Source organism: Sphingomonas sp. NPDC079357, from assembly GCF_044901155.1.
Classification (GTDB): Bacteria; Pseudomonadota; Alphaproteobacteria; order Sphingomonadales; family Sphingomonadaceae; genus Sphingomonas.
In genome coordinates this window covers 23,364-34,673 of record NZ_JBJDOM010000003.1, presented here as the reverse complement: position 1 = coordinate 34,673, position 11,310 = coordinate 23,364, and the positions used below count along the sequence as shown (strand labels likewise).

General features: G+C 67.4%; 10 protein-coding genes. 3 read left to right on the top strand and 7 right to left on the bottom strand.

From position 1 onward, the window contains the following. A complete protein-coding gene (gene lipA, locus ACI2JO_RS11850; protein ID WP_404720905.1) occupies positions 1-930 on the bottom strand; it encodes a lipoyl synthase in 930 nt (309 codons plus the stop codon). Positions 931-982: 52 nt separating this feature from the next. Between lipA and ACI2JO_RS11845 the strand changes: the two genes are divergently transcribed. After that, positions 983-1,612 carry a carbonic anhydrase gene (locus ACI2JO_RS11845; RefSeq protein ID WP_404720904.1) on the top strand — a complete coding sequence of 210 codons (630 nt, stop codon included), beginning with the start codon at positions 983-985 and terminating at the stop codon, positions 1,610-1,612. 278 nt (positions 1,613-1,890) lie between these two features. On the opposite strand, the gene aspS is transcribed toward ACI2JO_RS11845, so the two are convergent. Continuing rightward, positions 1,891-3,708 carry an aspartate--tRNA ligase gene (gene aspS, locus ACI2JO_RS11840; protein WP_404720903.1) on the bottom strand — a complete coding sequence of 606 codons (1,818 nt, stop codon included), beginning with the start codon at positions 3,706-3,708 and terminating at the stop codon, positions 1,891-1,893. Between the two features lie 123 nt (positions 3,709-3,831). On the opposite strand from aspS, the gene rnd reads away from it, so the two are divergent. Together rnd and ACI2JO_RS11830 are read left to right on the top strand one after the other, a co-directional pair. Further along, entirely contained in the window at positions 3,832-5,007 is a 1,176-nt protein-coding gene (rnd, locus tag ACI2JO_RS11835; protein ID WP_404720902.1) for a ribonuclease D, read from the top strand. Further along, positions 5,004-5,294, top strand: a complete 291-nt coding sequence (locus ACI2JO_RS11830) for an I78 family peptidase inhibitor (protein WP_404720901.1) — start codon at positions 5,004-5,006, stop codon at positions 5,292-5,294. Before rnd ends, ACI2JO_RS11830 begins: the two co-directional genes overlap by 4 nt. Positions 5,295-5,482: 188 nt before the next feature. On the opposite strand, the gene ACI2JO_RS11825 is transcribed toward ACI2JO_RS11830, so the two are convergent. The 5 genes from ACI2JO_RS11825 to ACI2JO_RS11805 are packed head-to-tail and all read right to left on the bottom strand — an operon-like array spanning position 5,483 to position 11,296. Next, complete coding sequence (locus ACI2JO_RS11825) at positions 5,483-7,159, bottom strand: hypothetical protein (RefSeq protein ID WP_404720900.1); 1,677 nt, start codon at positions 7,157-7,159, stop codon at positions 5,483-5,485. Between the two features lie 16 nt (positions 7,160-7,175). Beyond that, a complete protein-coding gene (locus tag ACI2JO_RS11820; protein ID WP_404720899.1) occupies positions 7,176-8,249 on the bottom strand; it encodes a chemotaxis response regulator protein-glutamate methylesterase in 1,074 nt (357 codons plus the stop codon). Positions 8,250-8,254: 5 nt separating this feature from the next. Further along, complete coding sequence (locus ACI2JO_RS11815; RefSeq protein ID WP_404720898.1) at positions 8,255-9,106, bottom strand: CheR family methyltransferase; 852 nt, start codon at positions 9,104-9,106, stop codon at positions 8,255-8,257. A 19-nt stretch (positions 9,107-9,125) separates the two neighbouring features. Then, positions 9,126-9,626, bottom strand: a complete 501-nt coding sequence (locus ACI2JO_RS11810) for a chemotaxis protein CheW (protein ID WP_404720897.1) — start codon at positions 9,624-9,626, stop codon at positions 9,126-9,128. Next, positions 9,623-11,296 (bottom strand): methyl-accepting chemotaxis protein, encoded by a 1,674-nt coding sequence (locus tag ACI2JO_RS11805; RefSeq protein ID WP_404720896.1) that lies wholly within the window; start codon positions 11,294-11,296, stop codon positions 9,623-9,625. Before ACI2JO_RS11805 ends, ACI2JO_RS11810 begins: the two co-directional genes overlap by 4 nt. Positions 11,297-11,310: the final 14 nt, after the last annotated feature.

The following is an 11,310-nucleotide window of genomic DNA, read 5'->3' as shown; positions in this document are numbered from 1 at the left end:
TTAGGCATTCGCCCGCACGGCCAGCTTCGTGTCGCGCGCCGCCTTCATCTTCGCGAAATCGTCGCCGGCATGATAGCTCGACCGCGTCAGCGGCGACGAGGCGACCAGCAGGAAGCCCTTGGCGCGGCCGATCGCGGCATAAGCGTCGAACGCCGTCGGGGTGACGAAATCGGCGACCTTGGCGTGACGCGGCGTCGGCTGGAGATACTGACCCATGGTGAGGAAATCGATGTCGGCCGAGCGCATGTCATCCATCACCTGATGAACTTCGAGCCGTTCCTCGCCCAAACCCAGCATGATGCCGGACTTGGTGAAGATGGATGGGTCAAGTTTCTTGACGCTTTCAAGCAACCTAAGTGATGCGTAATAACGGGCACCGGGCCGAATGGTCGGATACAGCCGCGGCACGGTTTCCAGATTGTGATTATATACGTCCGGACGTGCGGCAACGATTGCCTCGACCGCCGCCTCATGCTTGTTGCGGAAATCGGGGGTCAGAATTTCGATCGTGGTATTTGGATTGGTGCGACGAATGGCCTCGATGACCCTCACGAACTGCTTCGCACCGCCATCGGGCAGATCGTCGCGATCCACCGAGGTCACCACGATATGCGCCAACCCCATCTGCGCCGCCGCATCGGCGACGTTCTGCGGCTCCATCGGATCGACCGCGCGCGGCATCCCCGTCTTCACGTTGCAGAAGGCGCAGGCGCGCGTGCACGTATCGCCGAGGATCATGACGGTGGCGTGCTTCTTGGTCCAGCACTCCCCGATGTTCGGGCAGGCGGCCTCTTCGCACACCGTCGTCAGGCTCTTCGAGCGCATCAGCGCACGAGTCGCGGCGAAGCCCTCGCTGGTCGGGGCTTTTACCCGAATCCAGTCGGGCTTGCGTTGCCGCTGGGGAGCCGGGAGCGGGGTCATCTCGTTCATGGGCAGCAGATAGCGTTTACTTCCACCCGAAACAACGAAGGGCTTTTACGGCATGAGAAAGTTCCACGACCTGATCGAAGGCTATTACCGCTTCCGCGGCAACGAATGGATCGAGGAGCGCGAGAGCTGGAGCAAGCTGGCCGAAGGGCAGGCGCCCAAGGTGATGGTGATCGCGTGCTCCGACAGCCGTGTCGATCCCGCGACGATCTTCGGCACGGTGCCGGGCGAGGTGTTCGTGGTGCGCAACGTCGCAAACCTAGTGCCGCCGTTCGATCCGTCGGGTGGTCTGCACGGCGTCTCGGCGGCGGTCGAGTTTGCGGTAACGGTGCTGAAGGTCGACGAGATCCTGGTGTTGGGCCACGGCCAGTGCGGCGGCGTGAAGGCGTCGCTGTCGGGCGCGCTGCGCGATGCCAAGCCGGGTGAAGGCGGGTTCGTCGCCGAGTGGATCAAGCTGCTCGACGAGGCGCGCGAGAAGGTGATCGCCGAACATGGCGACGGCCCCGAAGGCCAGACGGCACTGGAACAAGAAGGCGTGAAGGTGTCGATCGCGAACCTCAAGACCTTCCCGTTCGTCCAGCAGCGGCTGGAGGACGGCTCGCTGACGCTGCACGGCGCGGTGTTCGCGATCAAGGACGGCAAGCTGAACGTGCTGCGGGAAGACGGCCATTACGAAGCCGCGTAAGCGGTTGTGATGCGAAGGCGGCCGCTTCGCTCCTGACGGGAGCGGGGCGGTCGTTTTCGTCGTCGGGAGATGGCCTCTCCGCAACCACCGTCGCCCCTGCGCAGGCAGGGGCCTATGGCTGTGGATTAGGCGTGTACGCGGACGGACACTTGGGCCTGACATGTGTCAGAGCGGTTTCGCGGGACGAAACAGACATGGGCCCCTGCCTGCGCAGGGGCGACGGTTGTTGGGGCACGGTCGCCCGCTCAACCGTCGCCCCGGGCCCGGGGTGACGGAATTTACCCCGCGTGCTGGCTGACCGTCGCAGTGGCGTCCTTCTTCGGCGCGTCCGCGGTGACGCGCACGCTCAGCTCGCGGAGCTGTTTTACCGAGGCGGGCGACGGCGCGCCCATCAGCAGGTCCTCGGCGCGCTGGTTCATCGGGAACAGCGACACCTCGCGGAGGTTCTGCGCGTCGCACACCAGCATGACGATCCGGTCGACGCCCGCCGCCATCCCGCCGTGCGGCGGCGCGCCATACTGGAACGCGCGGTAGAGGCCGCCGAAGCGCTCCTCGACGTCCGCCTTCGACAGCCCCACCAGCTCGAACGCCTTGACCATCAGCTCGGGCGACTGGTTGCGGATCGAGCCTGAGGCGATCTCAAAGCCGTTGCAGACCAGATCGTATTGATACGCCTTGATCGTCAGCGGATCCTGCCCAATCAGCGCGTCCATCCCGCCTTGCGGCATCGAGAAGGGATTGTGCGCGAATTCAACCTTCTTCTCGTCCTCATCATATTCGTAGAAGGGGAAGTCGACGATCCAGCACAGCCGGAACGCGCCCTGCTCGATCAGGCCGAGCTGGTCGGCGACGCGGGTGCGGGCCAGACCCGCCAGCTTTGCGGCCTGCTCCGGCTTGCCCGCGGCGAAGAACAATCCGTCGTCGGGACCAAGACCGAGCGCGGAATAGAGCGCCTCCATGCCCTCGGTGCCGTGATTCTTGGCGATCGGGCCACCGAATTCGCCGTTTTTGCGGGTCACGTAGCCGAGCCCGGCATGACCCTCGCCGCGCGCCCAGTCGTTCATCTCGTCGAAGAACTTGCGGCTCTTCTCGGCGGTCTTCGGCGCGGGAATCGCGCGGACGACGCCGCCCGAGCCGACGATCTTCTCGAACAGCCCGAAACCCGAGGTCGTGAAATGCGACGAGACGTCGGTGATGATGAGCGGATTGCGCAGGTCGGGCTTGTCGCTGCCGTACTTGAGCATCGACTCGTCATAGGGGATGCGCGGGAACTGGCCGATCGGGGTGACCGTGCGGCCGTCGGCGAATTTCTCGAAGATGCCGCCGATCACCGGCTCCATCGTCTCCCACACCTCTTCCTGCGTGACGAAGCTCATTTCGAGGTCGAGCTGGTAGAATTCGCCCGGCAAACGGTCGGCGCGCGGGTCCTCGTCGCGGAAGCACGGCGCGATCTGGAAATAACGGTCGAAGCCCGCGACCATCAGCAGCTGCTTGTACTGCTGCGGTGCCTGCGGGAGCGCGTAGAACTTGCCCGGATGGATGCGGCTCGGCACCAGGAAGTCGCGCGCGCCCTCCGGCGAGGAGGCAGTCAGGATTGGGGTCGAATATTCGGTGAAGCCCGCATCCTCCATGCGGCGGCGCATGTCGGAGATAACCTTGGTGCGGCGGACGATATTGGCGTGCAGCGTCTCGCGGCGCAGGTCGAGGAAGCGATAGCGCAGGCGGATGTCCTCGGGATAATCCTGCTCGCCGGCCACCGGCATCGGCAGTTCCTCGGCCGCCGACAGCACGGTCGCGCCGCGCGCATAGACCTCGATCTCGCCGGTGGCGAGATTGCCGTTCACCGTGCCCTCGCTGCGGCGCTTCACGCTGCCGTCGATCGTCACCACCGACTCGACGCGGACGCCGTCGAGGATCGCCAGCGCGGGCGAGTCGCTGTCGGCGACGATCTGCGTGATGCCGTAATGGTCGCGCAGGTCGACGAACAGCACGCCGCCGTGGTCGCGCTTGCGGTGCACCCAGCCGGAGAGGCGGACGGTGTCGCCGGCCTGCTCGGCGGACAGCGCGGCGCAATGGTGGGTGCGATAGGCGTGCATGAAAAATCTCTGACCAATGGGCGACCGCGCGAACGCGCACGGCCACATTTCCGACAGGCGTCGCCCTCCCCTTTCGGAACCCACTTTGTCAAGGCGCGTGAGCCGGGCTATGGACGGGCGCTTATGCACGTCCATCCGCTCATCACCGACAGCGCAACGCTCGCCAATCTCTGTGCCCGCCTTGCCGATGCCCCGTTCGTCACCGTCGACACCGAGTTCATGCGCGAGAGCACCTATTATCCGGAGCTCTGCCTGATCCAGATCGCCGATACCGAGGAGGCCGCGGCGATCGACCCGATGGCGCCGGGGATCGATCTGGGCCCGCTGCTCGACCTGCTGGTCGACAATGAGGACGTGCTCAAGGTCTTCCATGCCGGCGGGCAGGATATCGAGATCATCTACAACCTGACCGGGCGCACCCCGCATCCGCTGTTCGACACGCAGATCGCGGCGATGGCGCTGGGGCAGGGCGAGCAGATCGGTTACTCGAACCTGGTCGACAGCTGGCTGGGCGTGCAGATCGACAAGGGCGCGCGCTTCACCGACTGGGCGCGCCGCCCGCTCGACGCGCGGCAGATCGAATATGCGATCGGCGACGTGACGCATCTGTCGAACATCTTTCCCAAGATGCTGGAACGGCTGCGCAAGACCGGGCGCGGTGCATGGCTGGATCAGGAGATGGAGCGGCTCGCCGATCCCGCCAATTACGCCAACGATCCCGATGTTGCATGGAAGCGCGTGCGCGTGGCCAGCCGCAAGCCCGAGGTGCTCGGGCGGCTAAAGGCGATCGCGAAGTGGCGCGAGCTGGAAGCGCAAGCCAAGGACCTGCCGCGCGGGCGGATCGTGAAGGACGAGACGATCGCCGACCTCGCCGGCCATGCCCCGCGCAAGCAGGCTGATCTCGCCAAGGTCCGCGGGCTGTCGCAGACGTGGGCGGGCAATGACATCGGCGCGCGGCTGATGGCGGCGATCGAGGGCGCGCAGCCGCTGCCCGAGGACGAGATGCCGCCGCGTGAGGATCGCCGGCCGGGGCTCGGCAAGGAAGGCGCGCTGGTCGCCGATCTGCTCAAGCTGCTGCTCAAGATCCGCGCGCGCGACATCGACGTCGCGCCGCGGCTGCTGGCGCGCGGCGACGAGCTGGAATTGCTCGCCGCCGGGCAGCGGCAGGGGTTGCAGATCCTGCAAGGCTGGCGCTTCGACCAGTTCGGGCAGGACGCGCTCGATCTGGTCGAGGGGCGGCTTGGCTTCGCGGTGCAGGACGGACGGCTGAAAATGACGCGCGCGGAGACGGTGGCATGATGCGCGCGAGTGTGGCGATGACGCTGCTGGCGCTGGCCGCGTGCGCGAAGCCGGCCGCACCGATCGCGGAGGCCGCCGCGCCGGGTGTGCAATGCGATGCCAACGCGGTGCAATCACTCGTCGGGCGCCTGGCCGCCGACGTGACGTCCGAGGCGCAGAAGCGCAGCGGCGCGCGTTCGGTGCGCAGCTATCGCAGCGGCGACGTCCTGACGATGGACTTTCGTCCCGATCGGCTGAACGTCGAACGCGACGCGGCGGGCAAGGTCGTGAAGTTCAGCTGCGGCTGAGTCCGCGGTCGCGGCGGACTTTACCCGAAGATGGCAACAGCGACCGCCCTGTCCGCTCGCCCCGAGCTTGTCGGAGCCTGTCCCGAATGGCCGGCCTCGTCGGCCAGCCGAGCGGGGCGTGTCCCGGGCACGGGCTTCGACGAGCTCAGCACGAACGGGTGCGATACGCCGCCTGATCGCGCTCCGCTTTAGAACAACCCGTCGTCGTCATCGTCGAACGCCGGAGGCGGCGGCGCGGCGGGCTGCTCCATCCCCGGCAGCAGGAAGGCGCCGTGGATCTCGCGCTCCGACGCCATCGTATAGAGCCCGGCTGCCCACGGGAGCAGCCGGCGCAGCACCGCTTCATCCGCCTCGCTCAGCTCCGCGCCGGTCGCCTGTCGGTTGAGCACCACCGCGCCGACGTCGAGCTGGTCGGCGAAGCCCTGTTCGTGCTGCAGGGCGCCGACATCCTCCTGAAGCGTCGCGATGATCCGGCGCGCTTCGTCACCGCCGTTCGACATCGCGTGGTCCGAGGTCTCGCAGGCGCTGCGCACCACCGCCAGTGCGTCGTCGAGCGCCCCCGTCGAGCCGCCCTCGCCATTGCTGCCCTCGGGACGCAGGTCGAGCATCCCCAGCGACTGCACGACGCGCTCGATATCGCTGCTCAGCCGCGTCAGCCGCGTCGCGCACGGGTTCACCTCGGTCGCGATCACCGCCACCGCGCGCCCGATGATGCCGTGGCGACGGCACAACAGGCGGGTGTTGGTGGAAATATCCTGCACGTCCATCGCGATGCGCTGGATACGGCCGAGCCCGCGCGACAGATCGGCGATCGTGTTCGCGACGAAAGCGGTCAGACCCTCGAGCTGGCGGTCGGCCTCGCTCAGCCGGCCCGTGACATGGCCCAGCCCCGCGATCCCGCTCTGCAACTTGCCGAGCGCCTCGCTCTCCTCGCCTTGCGCCTGCGCGGCGACGATCTTCATCAATCCCTCGGCCAGCGGGCCGAGCTGCGCGAGCGAGCCGACCAAAGCCCCCATTTCCCGCCGGAAATCCTCCGCGATTCCCGCCATCTGCGCGGCGACCAGCCGCGACAGGTGCGCGCTGGCGCCCGGCGCATCGAGCTCGGCCTGCGCGGCGCGCAGGATTGCGGCGCAATGCTCGACGCGCTGGCGCACGCTATCGCCGACCTGGATCGCGCCCAGGATGCGCGCCACCTCGGTCTGCACCTTCTGCATGATGTCGCGCACGTCGCGCGCCATCTTCGCGGTCGATTCGAGATGCCGTTCGAGCACGTCGGCATTGCCCGACAATTCGCCGGGCACAGTGGCGGGCACCTTGCGGCATTCGTCGGCCAGCAGGTCGTCGGCTTCCTTCACGTCGCGCACCACGGTGCCAAAGCTGGCGAGTTCCTGCTCGAACTGCTTCAGCTCGCGCCGGCCGCTATCCAGCTTGCCCTCCATGCCGGTGGCGAACTGCACGAACGACATCTCGCCCGACGAGGCGATCTTGATGTTCATGCCATAGATGCTGAGCGTCCGCAGCAGCTCCGCCACGTCTGACAGCAATTCGCGCAGCTCGCGCGTGCGCAGCGTCAGCGCGCCGATCTGCCCGGCGCGCTGGCGGCGCTGCTCGGGCAAGGTGCCGAGCCGATGCGCGGCCTGGCGCAGCTTGTCGACCGCCGCGCCCGCCACTTCGGGCGACAGCGCGCGCTGAACCTCGTCCAGCCCGGTCGCCATGCGGTCGACGGTGTTGATCGTCGACGCCAACGTCTCGCCCACCGCGCGGAACCGCGATTCCAGATCGCCGATCAGCAGGTCGAGATCATCGGCCAGCCCGCCCAGCGGCAACGCGGTCGCAGTCGCCGGATCGATAGTGCGCAGCAGCATCTTGTGTCCTTTCCTCTCAGCGCGCCGTCGCGGTCAGCAACTCGCGCGCGATCCGCCCGAGCGGCACGACCTTGTCCGCGGCGCCCCGTGCGATCGCTTCCTTCGGCATGCCGAAGACGATCGACGTCTCCTCGTCCTGTGCGAACGTGCGCGCGCCGGCGGTCTTCATCTCCAGCAATCCGCGCGCGCCGTCGTCGCCCATCCCGGTCATGATGATGCCGACCGCGTTGGACCCGGCGTTGCGCGCCGCCGAACGGAACAGCACGTCCACCGACGGGCGATGCCGCGATACCAGCGGCCCTTCCTTGACCGACACCACATAGCGCGCGCCCTGCCGCTCCAGCATCGTGTGACGCAGGCCGCCCGGCGCGATCAGCGCGCGGCCGCGCATCACGGTGTCGCCGTCCTCGGCCTCTTTCACGTCGATCTGGCACAGCCCGTCGAGCCGCCGCGCGAAGGCGCGCGTGAAACTCTCCGGCATATGCTGAACGATCACGATGCCCGGCGAGTTCGCGGGCAGCTCCTCCAGCACCTCGCGCAACGCCTCGGTCCCGCCGGTCGAGGCACCGATGCACACCACCATTTCGGTGGTCTTGCTCATCGCGCGACCGGTCGGTGGGGGTAGCACCGCGTCGGCCGACAATTTCTGCTGCGGCGCGCGCGGCGTCGGAGCGCGCCGGGCGCCCAGCCGCGCGCGTGCCGCGCCCTTGACGGTTTCGCGGATCAGCAGATGCGCCTCAGCGAGATGGTCGGCGACCCCAACGCGCGGCTTCAGGATCACGTCGACCGCGCCGGCCTCCAGTGCCTGGAGCAGCGTCTCCGATCCCTCCTCAACCAGCGACGAGCACATCACCACCGGCACCGGGCATTGTGCCATCAGGCGGCGCAGGAAGGTGATGCCGTCCATCCGCGGCATCTCGACATCGAGCGTGATGACATCGGGCACCTGGGCCTGCATGTAGCGCGCCGCAGCGAACGGATCGGCGGCGGCGGCGATCACCTCGATCTGTGGATCGGCGGAGAGGATCGCGGTCATCGCCTGCCGCACGCTGGCGCTGTCGTCGATGATCAGGACACGCGTCTTCTTCATGGCCGTCAGATCTTCTTGAACACGGTGTTCGCCACCGCGGTGAGAGGAAGGGTGAAGCCCGCGATCGATTCGGAATGGCCGAGGAACAGCAGCCCGCCGGGGCGAAGGCATGCCGCCAGCCGCCGCACGACCTGCTCCTGGGTCGGCTTGTCGAAATAGATCAGGACGTTGCGGCAGAAGATCATATCCATCGGCTCGCCGACCGGATAGTGATCGTCCATCAGGTTGAGCTGCGCGAACCCGATTGCGCTGCGCAATTCGGGCACGATCCGCACGTCCTCGCGATCGCGGTCCCGCGGGCGTAACACATAGCGCTGGCGGAGCGCCGCCGGCACCGGCTCCACCATCGCCTCCGGGTAAACGCCGCGGCGCGCCGCCGCGAGCACCTCGGTATCGAGGTCGGTGGCGAGAACGCCGTAATCCGGGCCGCGCCGATCGCGCGCGAAGGCGTCGAGCACCATCGCGATCGTGTAGGGCTCCGCGCCGGTCGAACAGGCCGCGCTCCACACCCGCAACCGCCGCAAGCCCTCGGCCTGCATCTGGGGCAGCGCGATATTCTGCAGATAGTCGAAGTGCTTGGGTTCACGGAAAAAATCGGTCTTGTTCGTCGTGACCGCGTTCAGCAGATGCTGCCGTTCCCCATCGAGATTGTTGTCCTCGAACAACCACGCGCAATAATCGTTGAGCGAGGCGCGTTTCGTCGCGCGGACGCGTCGTCGCAACCGCCCCTCGATCATCGTCAGCTTGGCCGGCGGCAAGCGGATGCCCGCCTGCGCATAGATGTAGCGCGAAATCTGGTCAAAGTCGCGCTTCGACAGCGCATCCTCGCCCGTCACGGCCCATGCCGGCGCGCTCATGAACGGTCCCCGACGCGGTTCATGCCGCCAGCGCGCCGGTGGCCGAGCCGCCACCCAACAGGTCGGCGCCATCGGCCGCAAAGATGCGCGGCAGATCGAGCAGCGCGACGAACCCGTCCTCGCGACGCAGGATCGCCTCGACATGCCCCGAGCGCCAGCGTCCACCGAGATCGGGCGACGGCTCGACCGCGTCCGCGCCGAAGCGGCTGACATCGAGCACGCGGTCGACCACCAGCCCCAGCAGCAGCGGCGAGGTCCCGGCGACCGGCGCTTCCACCACCAGCACGCGCGTCGCGAGCGTCGTTTCCGCCGCGATCATGCCAAGCCGCACGCGCAGGTCGATCATCGGCACCGACGTGCCGCGCACGTCGGTCAGGCCGAGCAGCCAGGCGGGCGCATCGGGCATGCGGAATGCCGGACGGTGATCGAGGATCTCACGCACCTCCGCCACCGGAAGCGCAAAACGCTCCTCGCCGAGCCCGAAGACGACGACCTGAAGTTCCTGTCCAATATTGCTCATGCTGCACGTCCAAACTCGGCGTCCTCGCCATCCGGGCCACCATTGCTGAGATCGAGCGCGAAGCCGCGCACGCGCGCCTGCTGCTCGGTGATCGAGGCGCCGCGCGCCGGCTTCTTCGGCGCGGCCGAGGCGACGCCGCGCGTCGCGCGACCCAGGGCGCTGCGCGCGGGCTTGCGGCCATCGTCGACGCGGAAGAAGGCGATGCTTTCCTGAAGTTCCTCGGCCTGGCTGGCGAGTTCCTCGGAGGTCGACGAAATCTGCTCGGAAGCCGACGCATTCTGCTGCGTGACCTTGTCGAGCTGCTGGATCGCCTCGTTGATCTGGCTGGCGCCGATGTCCTGCTCGCGGCACGCGGCGCTGATCTCCGCGACCAGCTCGGCGGTACGGCGGATGTCGGGCACCAGCCTGGTCAGCATCTCGCCGGCCTGCGCCGCCGCCGTTACCGTTTCCGACGACATGCCGCTGATCTCGCCCGCCGCGGTCTGGCTGCGTTCGGCCAGCTTGCGGACCTCGGCGGCGACCACCGCGAAGCCGCGGCCATGCTCGCCCGCGCGCGCCGCCTCGACCGCCGCGTTCAGCGCCAGCAGGTCGGTCTGGCGGGCGATCTCCTGCACGATCCCGATCCGCTCGGCGATCGTGCGCATCGCCATCACCGCCTTCTCGACCGCCTGCCCGCTCAGCTCGGCATCCTGCGACGACTGGCGCGCGATCTTCTCGGTCTGCGTCGCATTGTCGGCGTTCTGTTTGATGTTGGCCGCCATCTGCTCCATCGACGCCGAGGCCTCCTCGGCTGCCGCCGCCTGTTCGGTCGCGCCCTGGCTCACCTGCTCCGACGACGACGACAGCTGCTGGCTGCCCGCCGCGACATTCTGCGCCGCAATCGTGGTCTGCCCGATCGTTTCCCGCAGACGCAGGGTCATGCGGTTGACGACGTCGACCAGATCCCTGATCTCGTCGTTGCCGCGCACCGCGACCTCCACCGACAGATCGCCGTCCGCCACCGCCGACACCGCCGCGCTGACCTGCCGCAGCCCCTTCGACACCAGCCGCGCGATCCACAATGCACCACCGATCGCGAGCAACAGCGCGACGATCGCGGTGGTCAGCAATGTGGTACGCGCGCCGTCATACAGCGTGGCCGCATCGGCGTTGGCCTGGGTCAATTGCGCCTGAGTGAGCGCGGTCAGCCGTCCCAGCGTCTCACCAAGGCGGGTGGCGACCGCACGTCCCTCGGTCATCGACAGCCGCGCCGCTTCGTCGTTGTGACCGGCCATCGCCAGCGCGCGGCCATGATCGCTGACCTGACGATAGGCGTTCCACTGTTCGAGGCTTTTCTGCCAGACCGGGCGACCCTGCGCGCTCGCGATCTTCAGCCCGCCCTCCAGGCTCTCGCGGACCTTGCGGTCGTAATCCAGAAACTTGGCTTCGAAATCGCGCTTCATCGCGACATCGTCGGTCATCATCAGATTCTTTTCGTTGCGAATGGCGCGCCCGACATCGCCATCGGCGGTCAGTGCCAGCTGGATACGCTGGGTCGGCCCGTCGACGATCTCGCCGATCATGTCATTAAGCACGCCGATCTTCGACACGCCGACACCAACGACCAGGCAAAGCAGGAGAATGACCGCGGTAAAGGTACCGGCCAATTTCATCTTAATCGTGGCGCGCATGAAACATCCTTGTT

Coding starts and splice junctions, on each gene's coding strand:
- lipA (WP_404720905.1), bottom strand. CDS start 930: ATGAACGAGATGACCCCGCTCCCGGCTCCCCAGCGGCAACGCAAGCCC.
- ACI2JO_RS11845 (WP_404720904.1), top strand. CDS start 983: ATGAGAAAGTTCCACGACCTGATCGAAGGCTATTACCGCTTCCGCGGC.
- aspS (WP_404720903.1), bottom strand. CDS start 3,708: ATGCACGCCTATCGCACCCACCATTGCGCCGCGCTGTCCGCCGAGCAG.
- rnd (WP_404720902.1), top strand. CDS start 3,832: ATGCACGTCCATCCGCTCATCACCGACAGCGCAACGCTCGCCAATCTC.
- ACI2JO_RS11830 (WP_404720901.1), top strand. CDS start 5,004: ATGATGCGCGCGAGTGTGGCGATGACGCTGCTGGCGCTGGCCGCGTGC.
- ACI2JO_RS11825 (WP_404720900.1), bottom strand. CDS start 7,159: ATGCTGCTGCGCACTATCGATCCGGCGACTGCGACCGCGTTGCCGCTG.
- ACI2JO_RS11820 (WP_404720899.1), bottom strand. CDS start 8,249: ATGAAGAAGACGCGTGTCCTGATCATCGACGACAGCGCCAGCGTGCGG.
- ACI2JO_RS11815 (WP_404720898.1), bottom strand. CDS start 9,106: ATGAGCGCGCCGGCATGGGCCGTGACGGGCGAGGATGCGCTGTCGAAG.
- ACI2JO_RS11810 (WP_404720897.1), bottom strand. CDS start 9,626: ATGAGCAATATTGGACAGGAACTTCAGGTCGTCGTCTTCGGGCTCGGC.
- ACI2JO_RS11805 (WP_404720896.1), bottom strand. CDS start 11,296: ATGCGCGCCACGATTAAGATGAAATTGGCCGGTACCTTTACCGCGGTC.